The sequence below is a fragment of the Arthrobacter sp. 24S4-2 genome, from assembly GCF_005280255.1.
Classification (GTDB): Bacteria; Actinomycetota; Actinomycetes; order Actinomycetales; family Micrococcaceae; genus Arthrobacter.
The window spans coordinates 3,757,093-3,778,120 of the sequence record NZ_CP040018.1 but is presented as its reverse complement, the minus strand read 5'-3'; the positions used below and the strand labels follow the sequence as shown (position 1 = coordinate 3,778,120).

Annotated in this window: 13 protein-coding genes and 2 pseudogenes; 11 read left to right on the top strand and 4 right to left on the bottom strand. The window is 64.2% G+C overall.

Annotated elements, in window-relative coordinates:
• The first annotated feature begins 98 nt into the window (after positions 1–98).
• The 6 genes and pseudogenes from mtrB to secA all read left to right on the top strand — a co-directional run bounded on the left by mtrB (position 99) and on the right by secA (position 9,670).
• Positions 99–1,946 carry an MtrAB system histidine kinase MtrB gene (gene mtrB, locus FCN77_RS17515; RefSeq protein WP_254679037.1) on the top strand — a complete coding sequence of 616 codons (1,848 nt, stop codon included), beginning with the start codon at positions 99–101 and terminating at the stop codon, positions 1,944–1,946.
• A pseudogene (locus tag FCN77_RS17510) lies at positions 1,943–3,663 on the top strand (LpqB family beta-propeller domain-containing protein). The gene mtrB and the pseudogene FCN77_RS17510 overlap by 4 nt, the downstream one beginning before the upstream one ends.
• Before the next feature lie 93 nt (positions 3,664–3,756).
• Positions 3,757–4,677 (top strand): ComF family protein, encoded by a 921-nt coding sequence (locus tag FCN77_RS17505; protein ID WP_137323294.1) that lies wholly within the window; start codon positions 3,757–3,759, stop codon positions 4,675–4,677.
• A gap of 177 nt (positions 4,678–4,854) precedes the next feature.
• Positions 4,855–5,580 carry a ribosome-associated translation inhibitor RaiA gene (gene raiA / locus FCN77_RS17500; RefSeq protein ID WP_137323293.1) on the top strand — a complete coding sequence of 242 codons (726 nt, stop codon included), beginning with the start codon at positions 4,855–4,857 and terminating at the stop codon, positions 5,578–5,580.
• A gap of 33 nt (positions 5,581–5,613) precedes the next feature.
• A complete protein-coding gene (locus FCN77_RS17495; protein ID WP_137323292.1) occupies positions 5,614–6,861 on the top strand; it encodes a winged helix-turn-helix domain-containing protein in 1,248 nt (415 codons plus the stop codon).
• A 70-nt stretch (positions 6,862–6,931) separates the two neighbouring features.
• Positions 6,932–9,670 carry a preprotein translocase subunit SecA gene (gene secA / locus FCN77_RS17490; RefSeq protein WP_137323291.1) on the top strand — a complete coding sequence of 913 codons (2,739 nt, stop codon included), beginning with the start codon at positions 6,932–6,934 and terminating at the stop codon, positions 9,668–9,670.
• 137 nt (positions 9,671–9,807) lie between these two features.
• On the opposite strand, the gene FCN77_RS27035 is transcribed toward secA, so the two are convergent.
• Complete coding sequence (locus FCN77_RS27035) at positions 9,808–10,317, bottom strand: Rv3235 family protein (RefSeq protein WP_254678609.1); 510 nt, start codon at positions 10,315–10,317, stop codon at positions 9,808–9,810.
• A 53-nt stretch (positions 10,318–10,370) separates the two neighbouring features.
• Positions 10,371–11,177: a LysM peptidoglycan-binding domain-containing protein gene (locus FCN77_RS17480; protein WP_137323290.1), complete on the bottom strand. Its 807-nt coding sequence runs from the start codon at positions 11,175–11,177 to the stop codon at positions 10,371–10,373.
• A gap of 156 nt (positions 11,178–11,333) precedes the next feature.
• Between FCN77_RS17480 and FCN77_RS17475 the strand changes: the two genes are divergently transcribed.
• A complete protein-coding gene (locus FCN77_RS17475; protein WP_368074286.1) occupies positions 11,334–11,942 on the top strand; it encodes a hypothetical protein in 609 nt (202 codons plus the stop codon).
• A 3-nt stretch (positions 11,943–11,945) separates the two neighbouring features.
• Here FCN77_RS17475 and FCN77_RS17470 read toward each other — a convergent pair whose 3' ends face one another.
• Positions 11,946–12,161, bottom strand: a complete 216-nt coding sequence (locus FCN77_RS17470) for a helix-turn-helix domain-containing protein (protein WP_137323288.1) — start codon at positions 12,159–12,161, stop codon at positions 11,946–11,948.
• Between the two features lie 156 nt (positions 12,162–12,317).
• On the opposite strand from FCN77_RS17470, the gene FCN77_RS17465 reads away from it, so the two are divergent.
• The 4 genes and pseudogenes from FCN77_RS17465 (at position 12,318) to FCN77_RS17450 (ending at position 20,681) form a co-directional block, all read left to right on the top strand.
• On the top strand, positions 12,318–12,962 hold the full coding sequence (locus FCN77_RS17465; protein WP_137323287.1) for a hypothetical protein: 645 nt from the start codon (positions 12,318–12,320) through the stop codon (positions 12,960–12,962).
• A complete protein-coding gene (locus tag FCN77_RS17460) occupies positions 12,959–14,269 on the top strand; it encodes a chromosome partitioning protein (protein WP_137323286.1) in 1,311 nt (436 codons plus the stop codon). The genes FCN77_RS17465 and FCN77_RS17460 overlap by 4 nt, the downstream gene beginning before the upstream one ends.
• A gap of 57 nt (positions 14,270–14,326) precedes the next feature.
• A pseudogene (locus FCN77_RS17455) lies at positions 14,327–19,179 on the top strand (NAD-glutamate dehydrogenase).
• Between the two features lie 32 nt (positions 19,180–19,211).
• On the top strand, positions 19,212–20,681 hold the full coding sequence (locus tag FCN77_RS17450) for a sensor histidine kinase (protein ID WP_137323285.1): 1,470 nt from the start codon (positions 19,212–19,214) through the stop codon (positions 20,679–20,681).
• A 96-nt stretch (positions 20,682–20,777) separates the two neighbouring features.
• Here FCN77_RS17450 and FCN77_RS17445 read toward each other — a convergent pair whose 3' ends face one another.
• Positions 20,778–21,026, bottom strand: coding sequence for a WhiB family transcriptional regulator (locus FCN77_RS17445; RefSeq protein WP_003804966.1), 249 nt, complete (start codon positions 21,024–21,026; stop codon positions 20,778–20,780).
• Positions 21,027–21,028 lie beyond the last annotated feature (2 nt).

The window sequence follows — 21,028 nt, the reverse complement described above, 5'->3', positions numbered from 1 at the left end:
GTGGCGATCCCGGCAGCGGGCCGGAGCTGAATAGCACCCCGAAACCGGATCACGCCCACGTCCACGCTGCTCCGGAACATACTGACGCGCTCGCCGGCGTGATCACAGGGCTGCCGTTCCGCACCAGGATCTGGCTGCGCCGAGCCCGAATCGTAGGACTGCGCGTGGCGCGTCTTGTCCGGACCGGGATCATCCGTCTCCTGCCGGGCGTCCGGTTCCTCCTGCGCGCGGTGCGCCGCCGCTGGCGCCGGTCATTGCAGTTCCGCACGGTCCTCACCACGCTGTTGCTTTCCATCGGCTCGTTCGCGGTGGTTGGTGCCTACCTGTCCAACCAGATTGCCAACAACCTGTTCCAGGAGCGTCTGACCCAGGCGGAGTCGGAGACGCTGTACAACGTCAAGCAGGTTCAGGACACGTTTGACGGCGCCCAGGTCACCGATCAGTCCAGTGTGATTACGCTGGTCTACGACACCCTGAACGCCGTCGAGGGGCGCGGAAGCGTCATTCAGCGGCGTTATGTGTTCGAAGCGATGCCTGAACAGACCAAGCCCCGCAACCGTTGGGTGGAATCGCGGGCTTCGGACCAACTGACTGTCAGCGTGATTCCGCCGGAACTGCGCAAGGCCGTTCAGGAGTCGGGCAAGGACCAGTACTGGGCGTCCACTGAGTTCCCGGTGGGAACCGAGGACCGGCCCGGCATCGCAGTCGGCAACAAGGTCACCTTCAACGGCACGGTGTACGAGCTGTACCTTATCTACGACCTGAACACCGCCCAGAAAACCCTGGACGAAATACAGAACGTGCTGCTGGCCGGCGGGGCCGTCCTCGTTCTGATCATCGGCGCCATCGCCTGGTACGTGACACGGAATGTGGTCAGCCCCGTCAGCCACGCCGCGGTCGTCTCTGAGAAACTGGCGGCCGGACAGCTCCAGGAGCGGATGGTGGTCAAGGGGGAGGACGAGGTGGCCCGGCTGGGCGCGTCCTTCAACCACATGGCTGCCAGCCTGCAGGAGCAGATCACCCAGCTTGCCACGCTGTCCCAGATGCAGCAGCGGTTCGTTTCCGATGTGTCCCACGAGCTCCGCACCCCGCTCACCACGGTGCGGATGGCCGCTGAGGTGCTGTACGACGCGCGGCACGACTTCGACCCCATCAACAAGCGCTCGGCGGAACTGCTGTACAACCAGGTGGAGCGTTTCCAGTCGCTGCTGGCTGATCTCCTCGAGATTTCGCGCTTCGATGCGGGCGTGGCCATGCTCGACGCCGAACCCACCGACATCCTGCAGCTCGTGGCCAACGTCGTGGAAGACGCAGGGCCCGTGGCCGCCGAATACGGTTCTGTGGTCACCATCAATTCCCGCGAAAAGAGCATAGTGGTGGAGATGGACGACAGGCGGATAGAGCGGATTCTTCGCAACCTGGTACTGAACGCACTGGAGCACAGCGAAGGGAAACCGGTCAACATCTCCGTGGCGGCCAACGAAACCGCCGTTGCTGTTGCTGTCCGGGATTACGGCATCGGTATGACGCGGTCCGAGGCGGCCAGGGTTTTTGACCGATTTTGGCGGGCCGACCCCGCGCGGGCGCGCACCACCGGCGGTAGCGGGCTGGGCCTGTCCATCGCGGCGGAAGACACCAAACTCCACAACGGCTGGCTGCAGGCCTGGGGCAACAAGGGAACGGGTTCGAATTTCCGGCTGACGTTGCCGCTGAAGCAAGGCGATGCCATCGCCAAATCTCCCCTCCAGCTGGAACCTGCCGACGTCGGACTGCCAGGCGGCACAGGCCAGGGCACCATGCTGCTTTACGGATCGGTGCCGCTGCCGGAAGACGGAGGTGCCGTTCCGGCTGCAGAATCCGAACTGCCTGAGCCGGCCGAGGCTCCCACGCAGGCTGAGCCGGCTGAAGCGCCCGCCTCAACAATGGACGCGAAGGAGCGGCCATGACCGGCGCGCGACGAAGGTCAGGCTCCGTGGCTGCGGCCCTGCTGACTGTACTGCTCCTGCTCCTGGCGTCCTGCGCACAGATTCCGCGGTCAGGTCCGGTGGGCAAGAGCACGGATGAGAGTGCCGGAAAGCCAAACAACGCCCCTGTCTTCTTTCCCGTGGCGCCGCGGGAAGGTGCGGGACCGGAATCAGTCATTGAAGACTTCTACCTCGCCGGCAGCGGTTATGAGGACGACTATGCGGTGGCGCGGGAATACCTGACGCAGGCAGCCTCCGTGGCCTGGAAGCCGGACCAGCGCACACTTGTATTCCGGTCAACAAGGGTGGTCCGGACCGGCGTCGAAAATGTCTTCAACTACGAGCTGGACGTGGCTTACTCCGTGGATGCGGACGGGATCGCCACGCAGTTTCCCGTAGGCACCAAGGAGAATATCCCGGTCACGCTCACACAGGTGGACGGCCAGTGGCGCATCTCTGCCATCCCTGACGGAATCGCTATCCCCGAACAGACGTTCAAGGTGATTTACGGCGCCTACCCCATCTACTTTTACGATCCCAGCTTCACCTACGCCGTGCCAGATGTCAGATGGTTCAACAAAAAGAAAACCGTCAAGGCGATGACCAGCGCCCTGCTCAGCGGACCCGCCCCGTATCTCAAGGGGCGGTAGTCAGCGCCTTCCCTTCCGGGATGAAGCTAACGCGCGAGTCTGTTCCGGTCGTCTCCGGTGCTGCCCAGGTGGACCTCTCGGCAAAAGAATTGGTGGACGCCTCCAGCGAGGACAGGCTGAGGATGCAAACCCAGCTGGCCCTCACGTTCCGTGGCCAGCCGGACGTCGTCAACGTCGAACTGCGGGCCAACCAGGACCTGGTCCGGGTCGAGGATAACGGTTCCGTACTGCCGCCTGTCCGGGACAAGAATGTCCCGGCCCGCCAGATCGCCGTCAATGACGGCCAGCTTGTCCGGTACGAGAACAACCGGGTTTCCCCGCTGCCTGACATCCAGTCCGTGGGAGGCCTTGGGCCGGACTCGCCCGCCGAATCACCGGCATCGCAGTCGGTGGCGTTCCTCAACGGCAGCAGGACCACCCTGTACTCGATCGTTCCGGGCCAGCCAGCCCGGGCCCTGACCACACGGGCCACCCTCACCCACCCGTCGTTCGGCCTGCAGGACTGGGTCTGGACGGCGGGACCCGGCGCCAACGGGGCCACGGAAGTGCTGGCCTACCGGCCTGCCGGCGTCGCTGAAGGTGCTGGCGTGCCCACGGTCACCCTGGCCCCTGCATGGCTGGCCGGGCGGACCATCAAGGAATTCCGTGTATCGCGTGAGGGCGTACGTGCGCTGGTGATTTCGGAGCAAAACGGGAAGACCCGGGTCCAAGTGACGGGAATCGTCCGCAACGCAGACGGCACGCCCAGGGACCTCACGCCGCCGACCACCCTCCTGACGGACCGCCAGCCGGACCAGGGTGTTTGGGTGAACGACACAACCGTCGCCGTCATGGACGGATCCGCGACCGACAACGTCACCCCGGAACTTCTATCCCTGACAGCCTCACAGCCGCAGCAGCTCCCCGCGTGGCCGGGCCTCACCGCCATAAGCGCCGGAAACGGCCCGGAGGAAATCTTCGGGCAATCGGCAGACGGCATTTTCCAGCGCCTCGGAAACGGTTGGTCCCCGCAGCTCAAGGGACCCGTCGATCCGTCGTTCCCCGGCTGACGGCAAGGAACACACAATATCCACAAGGGCCGGCAGTCCACATAGGCCCGGCACCCCCTTTTGCCAGTGATTCCGGAGCTCCAGCCTTAGAGCGTGATCAAACTCCCCGACCCGGACCTTAAGCCGCCCGCCCCGACTCCGGCAAAGCATCGCAGCGACTACGCACAGTGGTGGCCCAGGGCAGCAGACCGTTCAGTGGGCGCGGGGCGCGAGTTACTGGCGCTGGCCTGCCCGGTGGAGTGCGTCTGTTGCGGGACGGAGGATTTCTCCCTGTGCGGTGCGTGCGAGCGGGCGGTGCGTGTCCTGACCATGGAACCTTTCAGGGCCGAAGGCGAAGCTCCCGCGCTAATGGACGTTGACGGTTCGGTCATCCTGCCAGTGGTGGCCGCCGGTGTTTACCGGGAGGAACTCGCGCAGGCCTTGCTGTCGTTCAAGAAACACGGCCAGGGCCAGCTCGAATCGGTCCTGTCCCGGGGCCTGGGACGGGCCATCCAGGCCGCGGCAGGGAACATCCCGGGATTCTTCCTGGTCCCGGTTCCCACCACCAACAGCGCGTTTAGGAAGCGCGGCTTCAGCCCGGTGCATCTCATGCTGAGGAACCTTGGGCGCGGTGGACGGCTCGGAGCCGGCCGGGTTGCCGATGTCCTTCGCAAGAGCGGAGCGGTCGCAGCGGGGACACTCGCTGTCCATGCCGTCCCGGACCAGCTCCGTGCACTGAAGAGCGGTTCAATGGGGCCGGGCGGGCAAAAGGGGCTGGGGCGCGGAGACCGCGCAAAACGGGTCCACGGCTCGATGCGGGCAACATCGTCGATCCTTGCGCCGGACATCCGCGGGCACCCCTGCATCATCGTGGATGACGTGCTCACCACCGGGGCCACGCTCGCGGAAGCCGCGCGGGCAATCCGTCACGCGGGAGGAATCGTGGTGGGTGCCGTGGTACTGGCTGCGACACGCCCGCCCGCCGCCGCGGATCCTCCTGGCGCCGGAGGCGCCGCGGCGCGGATGGACGCCTGACTCGGAAAAAAATAAACGAAGAAAAGGTGAATAACGGGTAGCGATGAACTAACGTCGGTTGTGGGTACCAAGATCAGTTGTACCTGTCGATAGCGGCTCGGAAAGGGGCTCGACTGTCAGTCAGATCGGCCCCGGGAAGTGCCGCCGTCGTGTCACCGAAGTCATTTGGAGGGCACCATGGAGTTCATGATCAGCGGACGGAATTTGACGGTTTCGGACCGCTTCCGCGAATACGCCGACGAGAAGATCTCAAAGATCGCCTCGCTGGGAGACAAGGTCCAGAGGGTGGACGCGAAGGTGTCCAAGGAGACCAAAGCCCGCCAGACCGCGGATTTGCTCACGGTTGAGCTGACTGTCTTGGGCCGAGGCCCCGTCATCCGTGCGGAGGCCAGTGCTGCCGACAAGTTCGCCGCGTTCGATCTTGCTTACAACAAGCTTCTTGAGCGCCTGCGCCGGGCTAAGGACCGCAAAAAGGTCCATCACGGGCGGCACACCCCGAAGGCCGTCCGCGAGGCGACAGCCAGCCTCGAACCGGCAAGTGCTACCGAGCCTTTGTACGTCGAGGCCAGCAACCACCAGGAGCCGCAGGCGGCGCCAGTGGAAAAGTCGCCTTACGACGTCGACAACGACATCCCCGCAGGCGATTCGCCAGTCCTGATCCGCCGCAAGGTCTTCCCGGCGGCATCCCTCACGCTCGACGACGCCGTCGATAACATGGAGCTCGTGGGGCACTCGTTCTACCTGTTTGTGGACAAGGAGACCAAAGCGCCGTCCGTGGTGTACCGCCGCGACGGCTGGACCTACGGCGTCATCAGCCTCGATCAGACCTGTGAACCGGGTGAGGCGCCTCTGGAAGAGAAGATCCTGGCATACCGTTCGGAGGATGAACCCGCCCGCGCCTAAGCTGGTGTTGAACCGCCAACGAAAGGACTGCCCATGAGCGCATCGCTGAGCCTTAACCAGGCCCGGCGGATCGCCCTGGCAGCCCAGGGATTGGACAAAGGACGGCCCGCCGGCCCCGTAACTGCACGGGCGGTGGGCCGTACCTTTGCCCGGCTGCACCTGGTCCAGATCGACTCCGTCAACGTTCTCTCGCGCAGCCACTATCTGCCGTTCTTCTCCAGGCTCGGAAACTACGACCGTGCCATTTTGAACCGGATGGCCGCCAGCCACCCCCGCAGGATGATGGAGTACTGGGCCCATGAAGCCAGCTTCATCAAGCCCGATCACTTCCCCGACCTGGTGCTGTGGCAAAACCGGAAATGGGTCGGCGCATCCGCTATGGACCCTGAACTGCGCAGCGGCGTGGCCGCTAAGGTCCTCGAGGAGCTTGCGAAGGGCAGGCCCCTGACCGCGGCCGAACTCACGGTCAGGATCGGCCACGTTGAGGACCGGCGGACGGACAACTGGGGCTGGAACTGGAATGCAGTCAAACGGGTCCTGGAGCACCTTTTTGAGGAAGGGCTGGTGTCCGCGTCTTCGAGGACCGAACAGTTCGAACGCCGCTACACGCTTACTGCCAGAATTCTTTCCACGGTTGACGCCGGGGGAGGGGAGAACTCCGACCCTGCTGCTGCGATGGACAGGCTTATCGAAGCCGCCGCGAGTGCACATGGCATCGGCACGGTCCGCTGCTTCGCCGACTACTTCAGGACGCCGCTGCGTGCCGCCGCCGTTGCCGTTCAGCACCTTGTGGACCGCGGCACGCTTGAGCCGGTCACCGTGCGGGGCTGGGACAGGCCGCTCTTCCGGCATGTCGATGCCAGGCTGCCGCGTTCGGCCACCGGGCGGGCGCTGCTAAGCCCCTTTGACTCGTTGGTGTTCGAACGACGGCGGCTGGAGGAGCTTTTCGGCTTCCACTTCAGGCTTGAGATCTACACGCCGGAAGCCAAACGGCGTTTCGGCTACTACGTCCTTCCGTTCCTGCTGCGGGACGGAATCGTGGCGAGAATCGATCTGAAGGCCGACCGGGCAGGCGGGCAACTCCTGGCACGGGCAGCGCATGCCGAGCCCGGTGCGCCGGCGGATACCGCCATCGAACTCGCCGCGGAGCTTCGCCTCATGGCCGACTGGCTGGACCTTGACGGAGTGGTCGTCTCGCCGGTGGGGGACCTGGCGCCGGCACTCGCCGAGGCCGTCTCGGCCGCCGGAACAGGTGTATCCGCTCTTAGGGAACAGGCGTAACGTGCCATGCGTCTCTCCCGTAGACTGAACACGCCAGAATTCGGCAGCTTGAGACTGGGAGCAACTTCACGTGGCATCACTTATCGAAAAACTTCTCCGTACGGGTGACAAAAAAACCCTGAGGCAGTTGAGGAACTATGCCGATTCCATCAATGCCCTGGAGAGCTCTTTCAAGACCTTCACGGACGCCGAACTGCGCGAAGAAACCGACCGGCTCCGGGAACGCCACCAGGACGGCGAGAAGCTGGATGACCTCCTGCCGGAGGCCTTTGCCGCCGTGCGTGAAGCCTCCTCACGGACCCTCGGAATGCGCCACTTCGACGTTCAGATGATGGGCGGCGCCGCCCTGCACCTGGGCAACATCGCCGAAATGAAGACCGGTGAAGGCAAGACTCTCGTGGCCACCGCTCCGGCCTACCTCAATGCCCTCGCAGGCAACGGTGTCCATGTGATCACCGTGAACGACTACCTCGCGGAATACCAGTCCGACCTTATGGGCCGCGTCTACCGCTTCCTCGGCCTGAGCAGCGGCTGCATCCTGTCCAACCAGGACCCCGCCGTCCGCCGCGAGCAGTACGCCGCGGACATCACGTACGGCACGAACAATGAATTCGGCTTCGACTACCTGCGCGACAACATGGCATGGGACAAGTCCGAGCTGGTCCAGCGCGGCCACCACTTCGCAGTCGTTGATGAGGTTGACTCGATCCTGATCGACGAGGCCCGTACGCCGTTGATCATTTCGGGTCCCGCCCAGGGCGACACCAACCGCTGGTACAGCGAGTTCGCCAAGGTGGTCCTCCGCCTCCAGCCCGACCACGACTACGAAGTCGATGAGAAGAAGCGGACCGTCGGTGTCCTGGAAGCCGGTATTGAAAAGGTCGAGGACTACCTCGGCATCCACAATCTTTACGAGTCCGCCAACACGCCGCTGATCGGTTTCCTGAATAACGCCATCAAGGCCAAGGAACTCTTCAAGCGGGACAAGGACTACGTCATTCTCGACGGCGAGGTGCTGATTGTCGATGAGCACACCGGCCGCATCCTGGCCGGCCGGCGTTACAACGAGGGAATGCACCAGGCGATCGAGGCCAAGGAAGGCGTCGAAATCAAGGCGGAGAACCAGACCCTGGCGACCGTCACGCTGCAGAACTACTTCCGCATGTACGAAAAGCTTTCAGGCATGACCGGCACCGCCGAGACCGAAGCCGCGGAGTTCATGAGCACGTACAAGCTCGGAGTGGTGGCCATCCCCACCAACCGCGATATGCAGCGCCTCGACCAGTCGGACCTCGTTTACAAGAACGAGGCAGTCAAGTTCGACGCCGTCGTCAAGGACATCGCCGAGCGGCACGAAAAGGGCCAGCCCGTGCTGGTGGGTACCACCAGCGTCGAGAAGAGCGAATACCTCTCCCGGTTGCTGGCAAAGGAGGGTATCCGGCACGAGGTCCTGAATGCCAAGAACCACGCCCGTGAAGCTGCCATTGTGGCGCAGGCTGGCCGCAAGGGCGCAGTGACCGTTGCCACCAACATGGCCGGCCGCGGCACCGACATCATGCTGGGCGGAAACGCCGAGTTCACGGCCGTCGCCGAGTTGGCCGCCAAGGGGCTGGACCCGGAGGAGAACTCGGAAGAGTACGAGGCCGCCTGGCCTGCCGCGCTCGAAGCAGCCAAGCAGGCTGTTAAGGACGAACACGAGGAAGTGCTGAACCTCGGCGGACTGTACGTGCTTGGCACGGAACGCCACGAGTCCCGCCGCATCGACAACCAGCTCCGCGGCCGTTCCGGACGACAGGGCGACCCCGGCGAATCGCGGTTCTACCTGTCCCTGACAGATGACCTGATGCGTCTGTTTAATTCTGGAGCGGCCGAGCGGCTGATGAACAGCTCCGTTCCGGACGACGTGGCACTGGAATCAAAGCTGGTGTCCCGGGCGATTGCCTCCGCGCAGGGCCAGGTTGAAGGCCGCAACGCCGAGCAGCGCAAGAATGTTCTGAAATACGACGACGTCCTCAACCGGCAACGTGAAGCCATCTACGGCGACCGCCGCCGCATTCTCGAGGGTGATGACCTGCACGAGAAGGTGCAGTACTTCCTCGAAGACACCATTACCGCCCTCATCGACGAAGCAACCGCCGAAGGTACCGGGGACGACTGGGATTTCAACCAGCTCTGGACGAACCTCAAGACGCTCTACCCCGTCAGCATCACTTCGCATGACGTCATTGATGAGGCCGGCGGCAAGTCGCGCATCACAGTCGATTTCCTCAAAGAGGAGATTCTCTCCGATGCCCGCCTGGTTTACCAGGCCCGCGAAGAGGCCATCGGGGCGGAGAGCATGCGTGAACTGGAACGCCGTGTTGTGCTCTCCGTAATCGGCCGGAAGTGGCAGGAACATCTCTACGAGATGGATTATTTGAAGGAAGGCATCGGCCTCCGTGCCATGGCCCAGCGCGATCCGCTCGTGGAATACCAGCGCGAGGGGTTCATCATGTTCCAGGCCATGATGGAGGCCATCAGGGAAGAAAGCGTGGGCTTCCTGTTCAACCTTGAGGTCGAGGTGACCCCCGCAGAGGACGTCGTAGTCGCCGACGGGGCCGGGGAACACCTGGAGCACCATGAACCGCAGATCCGCGCGGCCGGCCTGGAAGCTCCGGAGAAGCCCGCCCAGCTGCAGTACACCGCACCGGGCGAGGATGGCGCCAGCCAGACGCGGGTGGAAGGCAAGTCGGCGGGACGGTCGGGAAATCCGGCGAAGGCTGCCCAGGAGGGCGCCCGGAAGACGGCAGCCAAAAAGAAGAAGCGCTAGGTACTGTCTGGGGGCCAGCTGCCTCGGCAGCAGGCCCACAAAACAGTAGTGAGGACCGGAACAGCTGTTCCGGTCCTCACCCGTATCCGCCCGGTCACGGTTTCCGGGTCTTGTAGGCTGCGTCGACCCAAGCTGCGTCAGCCGATCTCCAGCGCTGTGACCCGCCAGACCTGGTTGCTGCGCTCGAGCCTCACCGCGACCGCGCGGACCCTCAACTCATCGACCACCACCGCGCTTGCTTCATAGATCCCTGCCGCGACTTCACAGGCGCGCACCGACCGGACCGCTGGACTGCGGTGCAGGCGCCCGGCCGTTGGCGACGATCCGGAGGCGAGCCGGCGTGTCAGGGCAGCGCGGTGCTGCAGCGAGGCCAGGCACCGTTGATCGAGCCGCCGGGCCAGTTGGTGGATCGGGCGGGTTCCGGCCAGCACCTCGATGGCGGCCTGCACCGTACCGCGGGTGATCGCGCAGACCTCGCCCTTCTCACCCACCGCCCTCAGTGGCTTCTCGTGCGCGTCCGGTTGGGTGGGGCCAGCCGGGGGACTGCCGGGTGTCTCGGGAACCGCGGTCAGTCTGCGGGCGGGTGTGACCCCTGAACCGGGGCGAACTGACTGCGGGGCAGCCGGGACCAGATGCAGTGCGCTCATGGCGTTTCCTCTGTTTGATGGCGGATATCTGAAACTGCTCGTTGATTAGGTGCCTAAGGCTTCACGGGAGGCCGCAGGACCTGGCCTGGAAGCAGGAGATCCGGGTTGTCCCCAATGACCGTCCTGTTGGCCTGGTACCAACGCGGCCACTCCAAGGCGACGTCCACGTCCGATGCGGCGGAGCCGCCCAGTTCCCGGGCGGCGATGCTCCACAGCGACTCCCCGGCTCTGACTGTCACGTGTCCGGCTTCTGTGGCGGGCTGCTGGCGGGCAGACCTGACGGGTTGTGCCGCCAGCGGCCCGGGATCGACGACGGGGGCGTTCGGTTTCCACCGCGGGTCCGTGTCCTCGCCAGCTGGCGGGGCTTTCGGTTTACCGGCTGGGGCCAGGGGACCAGATGCTTGATTTTTTACCGCACTCTCTGCCGCCGTGACGTCCTTATCGGACGGTGCCATTGACATCGACACCACGGAACTGGAGGTTGGACTCCACGCCGGATCCGCGGGATCGGCTGCCGCCTGGGCCAGCGGTGCCCCCAGCAGCTGCAAACCGACGGCGGCCAGGGCCAGCCGGCGCATAAAGGCCGGGCTGAATCTTCCAGTGATGTCCGCGGCCCGCTCGTTGCCGGCTCGCGCCAAGGCGGCCGAGGCAAAAGCTATCAGCAGTGAAAGCAACCACCAGGCCACCACGATGAGGCCCGAAGTGTTGGCGACCAGCCCCAGCAGGTCCTCGAAAGCGAGTGACTGGCCCCGCGCGGATGATAGCTGCCAGTGCTCCAGCAACCAGCTCCCCGTGGCCGCGAGAAAGATGCCCAGCAGCAGAATCACCGCAGCCAGTGCTGCGTCTGTGCTGGTGCGCATCGTCCGCGAAGCCTCCATAACGCACATCCCCAATCAGTCATTGATGCTGTTTGATGCAGTTTGATGTAGCTAAAGATAGTTTGAACCCATCATTCGACTTTTGTCTAGTCGTTTGTCTTTTATTGTCAGTTCCTATTCTTCGCTCGATGGGCGGAATTGACCTCCGAACCGGGCGGGGCCTACATTGGCGCAATGCGATGGGATGCACTGTTTGACGACATGGAAGCTCAGCTGTCAGCCGGCGACCGGCTGCAGCTCGAGTCGGAAATTACCGAACGGTCCCGGACCGACGTGGCGGGCGTGGAGTTGGAGGACAGGCTAAGGGGATCCCTCGGCCTCCGCGTCGTGGTCCACCTGAGGCCGGGTCCGGTCTTCAGCGGAGCCTTGGGCCATGTCGGAGGAGAGAGCCTTGTGCTCAATGATCGGCAGTATCAGGTGCTGATTCCCTACGCGGCGGTGTCGCGGTATGAAGGCCTGGGAAGGCATTCCCTGTCGGAGCCGTCAGCGGTGAGGCGCAAACTCGGACTGGCCAGCGCCCTCCGCGGCCTGGCGCGCGACCGGGCGGCCCTCACTGTGTACCTGACCGGAGGGCCGTTCGAGGGGGCGGGGCTTAGCGGTGTCATTGACCGCGTGGGGCGCGACTATTTTGATTTGGCCGTAACCAGGCCCGGGGAGCCCCGACGCGCGGCCAATGTAAGCCAGGTAGCTTCGGTGCCCTTTTCGTCGTTGGGGGCACTCAGGTCCATGCGCGGCGCTGGGCTATGAGAGTCAGACGGACTTCGACCTGGATTCCTGGATCATGCGGTCTGCCTCCGCATAGCGCTCTTCGATGTACTGCTCGAGCATCTTTTCTTCCACGCGCCACTGTCCCCGGCCGCCCACCTGGATGGCTTTGAGTTCGCCGCTGCGCACGAGGGCATAGGCTGCCGGGGAATTGATCTGCAGCTGTTCCGCTACGTCTGCGAGGGTCAGGAATCGGGGCATAACTCTATTTTGCCACCAGTGATGCCATCTGATGTGGTTATCCACAGTTTGGTGCTGTTTGGCACTGTGACTTTCGATCCGGCGGGTTTGCCGTAACAATGAGGGAGTCCGGCGCAAGAAGCAGCCCGGGCGGCGCCAATGGGGGGAGCAAAACGCATGAGTGCAAATACGACGGCTGCGGCGGTCAGGCTGAAGAAGCCGTCCTGGAAGGACCCCCGGCTCCTGCTGGGACTACTATTGGTGCTCGCCTCCGTAGCCGGCGTTGTGTCATTGCTCGGAGCGGCGGACCGGACCGCCGAAATCTATGCGGCGAAAGAGCCGATCGCTGTCGGGGAGAAAGTCACGGCAGGCAACGTCAACCGCGTGAAGGTCAGGCTGGGCGACCTGGAGTCCCACTATCTCACGGCTGAATCGGGTCTCCCGGAAGGGCTGGTCGCCTTGCAGCGCATCGGGCCCGACCAGCTTGTGCCGAAGGAAAGCCTCGGTAAGGCCGACGCCCTCAACCGTAAGCCGGTGGCCATCACCATTGACGAGGCCCTGCCGGAGCAGGCCGCCGCCGGTTCCCGCGTGGACGCCTGGGTTGCGCTGCCCGATGCCCGCAACGGGTTCAGTGAGCCGAAGCTGCTCCTGCCCGGTGCCGAGATTGCTGAGGTCACGCCGGGGTCAACCACGCTCGGTTCCTCCCGGTCCACTGTGGTGCTTGTTCTTGTTACTGATGAACAGATGCCCAAGCTGCTGGGAGCCCAGGCGAACAAGGCCAGGATTTCCGTTGTCTGGAACCCGGGCGGTGGAACCCGGTGAGCATTTCGGTGGTGACCGTCGGCCAGTCCAGGGAGGACCTCGTCGGCGGCCTGGAACGACTGCATGGACCGGTCACTGTCGTCAGGCGATGCGCGGAGCTTGCCGAACTGCTGGCCGCCTGCCAGAGCGGGCTCGCGCGGGCAGCCGTCGTGGCCGAAGGGAGTGAGGAACTGACGTCCTCGCTCGTGGACCGGCTCGGAGCTGTCGGCGTCGTGATCATTGCTTTGACCGACAGTGCCGAGGAAACCGCCAGACTGAAGGCGATCGGCGTCACGGCTGCGCTGACGGGGGTGGATTCGGCTGCGCTGGCCGGCCGGATTTCGGACGCGGTGGCCCTGTGGTCGCGCCCCGGGCCGGGACCGGCCGCGGACAGCGGTTTCGCGGACACCGGCGCTGCCATCCGGACCCTGCCGGGCGCCGATGATGCCTCCGCGCCGGAGCCGTCCGGTGCCGGACAGATCATTGCTGTCTGGGGGCCCGCCGGGGCTCCCGGCCGGACGCTGGTGGCGGCCAACATGGCAGGGGAACTGGCCTCGGCCGGCAGTTCAGTGCTTCTGATCGATGCTGACAGTTACGGCGCGAGCATCGCCGGCCTGCTCGGCCTGCTGGACGAATCCGCGGGGCTGGCCCAGGCCTGCAGGCTGGCTGACCTGGGCCAGCTGGACGCTGGAGGCCTGTTGAAGGTGGCAACACCCGTTGCGCTGAAGTCCGGATCCCTCAGGGTCCTAACAGGGATCACCAGGGCGGACCGCTGGACGGAACTGCGCGCTTCCGCGCTCGGAGTGGTGTTTGAAAAAGCCCGGGACGTCGCGGACTACGTAGTCGTGGACACGGGCTTCTGTCTCGAGGCGGACGAGGAACTCAGTTTTGACACCGTCGCCCCGCGGAGGAACGCAGCGACCCTGCGGAGCCTTGAACTGGCCGACACTATCTATGCCGTTGGTGCCGCCGACTCCATCGGAGTGCCCCGCCTTGTCCGTGGCCTCGCCGAACTGCAGGCGGCAGTGCCGCACGCCGCGCCAAAGGTGATCCTCAACAAAGTGCGGTCAGCGGCCGTGGGCAGATCCCCGGAGCGCCAGCTCAGAGAGGCCTGGGAGCGGTATGGCCCCGCCGAAGCCGTCAGCGCGTTCCTCCCCTCGGATGGTGCAGCGACTGACTCCGCCCTGTTGTCCGGATCCCTCCTGCTGGAGACAGCGCCGGAATCGGGACTGCGCCTGGCCATCGCACAATTAGTTTGTGCACCTGTCCAGCAAAAACGCAGATCATCTGTCTTTTCTTCCACAGCGAAGCGTCGGCTAAAGAGTTAGGCTCGCCATAAGGGCTGCAAAGAGGCAGCAATGAACTTGTGATGGAGGCGTTTGTCGATGTCGTCTGGGTCCAGCGTGGAGGATCAGTCCGTTTTGCTCGGAGCACGAGAAGGGTACTTCGGAGACTACTACGAGCACCTTGCGGAGGAAGATTTCCGGGCCTACTCGCCGGAGATTCTTGCAGCCCGCGCTGAAACCCACCGGGAGGTCGCCGGCATGCGGGCGCCGGGCACTGCCAACATCAGGATCGTGGGCGAAGCTGACAAGAGCGTCGTTTACATCGTGACGGACGACATGCCATTTCTGGTGGATTCCGTCAACGCGGAGCTTGTCCGCCAGAATTCTGCCATTCACCTGGTCCTCCACCCGCTCTTCGTGGTGACGCGCAACCGGGAAACCGGCCGGCTGACAAAGGTGGACAGGGTCCCCTCCAGCGTTGGCATTTCCAGCGGTGACACCGCCGCCATGCCGAGCCTCTCACACCTGATCGCGCAGGGCGACAATGCCTCCCACATGGAGTCCTGGATCGCCGTCGAAATTGACCTTGCCGGCGAAGAAATGCGTGAACGTCTGCTCGAAGGCATTGAACGTGTGCTCGGCGACGTCCGGGCGGCCGTCGAAGACTGGCCGAAAATGCGCAACAAGGCGATCCAGATCGCACAGGACCTGGACAAGGTAGCCAATCCCTCGCAGATCGAGGAACTGCGCCAGGCCCAGGATCTGCTCCGCTGGCTGGACGACGGCAACTTCACGTTCCTCGGCTACCGGGAATACGACCTTGTCAATGAGTCCGGCGAGGACGTCCTGGAGCTGCGGGAAGAAAGTGGCCTCGGCCTGCTCCGCAGCGGCGCAGACGGCCACCATGTCCAGCACCTCACCGTTGCCGGCCGGAAGAAGGCACGTGAAAAGCGCGCCCTGGTCATCACCAAGGCAAATTCCCGTTCCACGGTCCACCGCCCCGCCTACCTCGACTACATCGGGGTCAAGAGCTTCGATGCCGCCGGGAACGTCAGCGGCGAGCAGCGGTTCATTGGCCTTTTTGCCACCAGCGCATACGCCGGCTCCGTCCGGAATATTCCGATTGTCCGCGAGAAGGTTGAAGCTGTCCTGCGCAAAGCCGGCTTCCCGCCCCACTCCCACTCAGGGAAGGACCTCCTGGGCATCCTCGAAACCTACCCGCGTGATGAGCTGTTCCAGATCGAGGTTTCCGACCTGGCGGCGACTGCGACGGGAATTCAGAGGCTGCAGGAACGGCGCCGGACCCGCCTCTTCCTGAGGCCGGACATTTATGGCCGCTTCATGTCCGCCCTCGTGTATCTTCCCCGTGACCGCTACACAACAAACGTTCGCCTCCGCATCGAGCAGGAACTGCGCGAAACCTTCCACGCCGTCTCCATTGACTACGAAGCCCGGATGACCGAATCCGCACTGGCCAGGCTTTTCTTCCGCATCCGCCTGCCGAAGGACGCGGACGTGAGTGACATCAACGCCGAAGAGCTGGAGAAGAGGCTCGTCAGGGCTGCGCGTTCGTGGAGCGAGGGCATCACGGAAGTTCTCCGTGCCAGCTCCGCCGACGACGACAACAAGGGAAAGGCCGCCGCCTGGGCCGAAGCCTTTCCGGCCAGCTACCGCGTGGACTACGAGGTGGAGGATGCCCTGACGGACATTGCCCGCTTCGAGAAGTACGGATCGGCTGCTGAGCTGGCCGAAAAGGGCCGGCCAGAGCGGCCCGGCGTCCACGTCTACCTTCCCGAAGGGGCCGGAGCCACCCTTGAAGAGGACGCCCGTGTCAAGCTCTACATGCTGGAGCCCAAGAGCCTGAGCCAGATCCTGCCGTACTTCCACAACCTGGGCCTGGAAGTGCTCGATGAACGGCCCTTCGAAATCGAGACTTCGGACAAGCGGGACTTCTTCCTCTACGACCTGGGCCTGAAGTACCCCGCCGGTGTGGCCCTCTAGCAACGGGCCAGCTGCTTGCGGAAGCCTTTGGCGCCGCCGTTTCCGGTGCCGTGGAATCTGACAGCTTTGACCGGCTCGTCCTGCGCGAGGGCATGCACTGGAGCCAGATCGTGGTCCTGCGCGCCTATGCCAAATACATGCGCCAGATGGGCAACACGAATTCGTTCGGCTTCATTGCGGACACGCTGCTGGCCAATCCCGACGTGGCACGTGCGCTCAGTGCCCTGTTCGAGGCGCGCTTTGACCCCGCCCTCGGGGACGATGTCCGGGCGGAGCGGCAGGTGCCAGTCCGTGCCGGGCTGGCGGCGGCCATTGAACAGGTGGCCACCCTCGATGCCGACCGGGTGCTCCGGACGTTCGCGAACCTCATCGAGGCCACGTTGCGGACCAACTTCTACCAGCAGAAGCCGTACCTGAGCTTCAAACTGAATCCGTCCGCCATTGAGGGCCTGCCGTTCCCTCGTCCCATGTTTGAAATCTGGGTGTACTCGCCCCGGGTGGAAGGCGTGCACCTGCGCTTCGGCAAGGTAGCCCGCGGCGGGCTGCGCTGGTCCGACCGGCGTGAGGACTTCCGAACGGAAATCCTCGGCCTTGTTAAGGCACAGACAGTCAAGAATGCCGTCATTGTGCCCACGGGCGCCAAGGGCGGATTCTTCGCCAAGCAGCTCCCGGACCCCGCCGCTGACCGGGCGGCATGGATGGCGGAGGGCGTGGAAAGCTACAAGACGTTCATCCGCGGCCTGCTCGACGTTACGGACAACCTGATCACAACCCCTGACGGGGAAGCGGTGGTGCCGCCAGCCGACGTCGTCCGCCACGACGACAACGACTCCTACCTGGTTGTTGCGGCAGACAAGGGAACGGCGACGTTCTCGGACATTGCCAACGGGCTGTCGGATGAATACGGCTTCTGGCTGGGCGATGCCTTTGCCTCGGGAGGCTCGGTGGGCTACGACCACAAGGCCATGGGCATCACGGCCCGCGGCGCGTGGGAGTCGGTCAAGCGCCACTTCAGCGAACTGGATCTCGATACGCAGTCGGAGCCGTTCACCGTGGTGGGCGTCGGCGACATGTCCGGCGACGTTTTCGGCAACGGCATGCTGCTTTCCAAGCACATCCGGCTGCTCGCGGCGTTTGACCACCGCCACATTTTCCTGGATCCGAATCCGGACGAGGCTCTGTCCTACGCAGAGCGTCAACGGCTCTTCGACCTGCCGCGGTCCTCTTGGGATGACTACGACAAGTCCCTCATCAGCGAGGGCGGCGGCGTCTTCGGGCGGCAGGCAAAGTCCATTCCTGTCTCTGACCAGGTGCGGACTGCGCTTGGACTGCCGGACGGCACTTCCGAACTGAGCCCGCCCGAGCTCCTGCGTGCGATTCTGTTGGCGCCCGCGGACCTGCTCTACAACGGCGGCATCGGTACCTACGTCAAGGCAAGCACCGAAACGCACGCAGAAGTAGGGGATAAGGCCAACGACGCAATCCGCGTTGACGGCCGCGACCTTCGCGTCAAGGTGGTCGGAGAAGGCGGAAACCTTGGCATGACCCAGCGCGGACGCATCGAGGCCGCACTGCAGGGAGTCATCCTGAACACGGACGCCATCGACAATTCCGCCGGTGTCGACTGCTCGGACCATGAAGTCAACATCAAGATCTTTGTTGACCGGATGGTCTCTGCCGGCAAGCTCGAGTCCGCCGAACGGGCAGACTTCCTGGCATCCATGACGGATGAAGTCGGGCGGCTCGTGCTGGAAGACAACATTGACCAGAACATCCTGCTCCTCAACGACCGAATCCGCGTTGCGGAGTGGAGCCCCAGCTACGAACGGCTCATGGACTGGCTGGAGAAATCTGCCGATCTCAAGCGCGACCTGGAGGCACTGCCGACGACGGCGACCCTCCGCGAGAGGTTGGAACAGGGACAGGGGCTGACCTCGCCGGAGCTCTCTGTGCTGGCGGCCTACGCGAAGATCGAACTCGCAACAGCACTGCGCGAGAGCGACCTCGCCGAGGACCCGTGGTTCAGGCAAACGCTCCGGTCCTACTTTCCCAAGCAGCTTCGGGAGAAGTTCGATGCCGAGCTGGACACACATCCGCTGCGGCGCGAGATCATCGCTACCGTTGTGGCGAACGACATGATCAACCTGGGCGGCATCACGTTCGCGTTCCGCACCATCGAAGAGACCTCAGCCAACGAAGCCGCGGTGGCCAAGGCCTTCGTTGCCCTCCGCGAAATCTACGAGCTTGACGTCATGGTGGGCGAGCTCAACGAACTGCCTGCGTCCTTCCCCACGGAGCACTGGAGCACAGTCCACCTGGACATCCGACGGCTCCTGGACCGTGCTGTCCGCTGGGTTCTTAGCCAAGGCAGTGGCTCCCGGCCCATCGCCGAGATTGTGGGCGAATTCAAGCCGCTGATGGACCCGATGCGTGCCCGCCTCCTTGACTACCTGCGCGGAGACGACCGTGCCCGCGTGGCAGCATGGCTCGAGAAGGCCCGTAGCTGGGAACTTCCGGAGGATCTTGCCCACCGCTGGGCCGAGCTGTTCGAAAGCTTCGTGCTGCTGGACATCGCGAAAATCGCCCGTGTGAATCCGGAGCCCGTGGAAGGCATCGCCCACGTGTACTACACGGTATTTGACCGGTTCCATGCGGATTCCCTCCTCGAACGGATCACCAAACTTCCGCGCCGTGACCGCTGGCAGGCACTTGCCCGGGCGGCGCTGCGGGACGATCTGTATTCGACGATTTCGGACATGACCACTGCGGTCCTTGAGACGACGCCGTCCGATATGTCCGCGGAGGACAGGCTCCGGGCCTGGGAGGGGCAGAATGCCGAGCAGCTTGGCCGGGCCAAGAGCATGTTTGACGAGGTCAACGCGCTCGAAGCGGACGATATGGCATCACTGTCGGTAGCATTGAGGCTCTTGAGGTCAATCGTCCGACGCTAGGGAACCCCCGCGGCGTCGAATATGGAGGTGTAGTGGCAATCTTTACGGACCCCATCAGGGAACATGCTGATTTCGGGCCGGGGGATGCCGAATGGCTCCACCTCCTCGTGGGCGACTGGCAGATGGTCGCCGACCTCGCCTTCGCTGACCTTGCCTTGTGGTTTCCGCATCCTGAGTTAGGCTACGTGGCCCTCGCCCACGTCCGCCCCTCCACCACGCACACGGTGTTCCATGCCGACTTCGTGGGGGAGGGGATCAGGTCGGATCTGCAGCCGCTGGTCGACAAGGCGTGGGCGAGCCGCACCATAGAGCGTTCCAGTGAAACCAACTGGAGCAGCGACATGGCGCTCCGCGTTGAAGCGGTGCCCATGGTCAGGAACGGCCGGACCCTGGCAGTTGTGACTACGCACATGGACCTGTCCAGTTCGCGGATGCCGTCCAGGCTCGAACTGACATACCGGCAGTGCGCCTATGACCTGCTCAGGATGGGAACGCTGGGCCTGTGGCCTGATTTTGCGTCGCCCACCGGATCCCGCCGCGGTGCTCCGCGTGTGGGTGACGGTCTCATCCGGCTCGATGCCGACGGCATCGTCCAGTACGCCAGCCCCAACGGAGTTTCAGCGTTCCGGCGACTGGGCGACGGCGAGTCGCTGGAAGGCAGGTCGCTTGCCGAAGTCACGGCCGGACTGCTTCGGGACCGGCGAATGGTGGACGAAACACTGCCGCTTGTGGTGACCGGCCGGATGCCGTGGCGCAGCGAAATAGAGTCCCGGGGTGTCAGTCTGTCCCTTCGGGCGATTCCCCTGCGCGACGAGCAACAACGGTTCGGCGCGCTGGTTCTCTGCCGCGACGTTTCGGAGCTGCGGCGCCGCGAGATGGAACTGGTGACCAAAGACGCCACCATCCGGGAGATCCACCATCGGGTCAAGAACAACCTGCAGACCGTGGCCGCCCTGCTGAGGATGCAGTCGCGCCGGATGGTCAGTGATGAGGCCAAGCAGGGCCTCGAGCAGGCCATGCGCAGGGTCGCGACGATTGCCCTGGTCCATGAGACCTTGTCCCAAGGCCTGACTCAGAGCGTCGACTTCGATGAATTGATCGGACGCCAGTTCCGTCTGTCCGCCGAAGTGGCCTCGCCATCCCAGCAGGTCAAGACGGCCAGGTCCGGACTTTTCGGGGAACTGCCCAGCGATTTCGCCACACCCCTCGCGCTTGTGATCAACGAACTCGTGACGAACGCCGTCGAGCACGGGCTGGAAGGCAGGACAGGAACGGTCTGGCTTCTGGCCGACCGCTCGGAGGGCGACGACGGCGACGAGCTCCTCACTGTGACCGTGGCCGATGATGGCGTCGGACTCCCGGAGATCCCCCATGTGGAGGGCCTGGGACTGCAGATCGTCCGGACCCTCGTGACGAGTGAACTCGGCGGCAGCATTCAGTGGAAGCCCCGGGAGGGTGGCGGAACCGCCGTGCAGATTGTCCTGAACCTGCAGCCGCGGTAGGCAGGACGTTTAAATAGGAGACGGCCGCGGACTGTAGAGTCCGCGGCCGCTTCCTTTGGTCTGTTAGGCCGGTGTCCGTCCTGTCAGGAGGGACCCTTAGGAGGCACGCCTGGCGCGTGCTGCGCGCCGTTTGAGGGCGCGACGCTCGTCTTCGCTCATGCCGCCCCAGACACCGGCATCCTGTCCGGACTCGAGGGCCCACTGCAGACAGGTGTCCACCACGGGGCAGCGGCGGCACACACTTTTGGCTTCCTCAATCTGCAGGAGAGCAGGCCCGGTGTTTCCTACGGGGAAAAACAGCTCCGGGTCCTTGTCGAGGCAGGCCGCGCGGTTACGCCAATCCATGC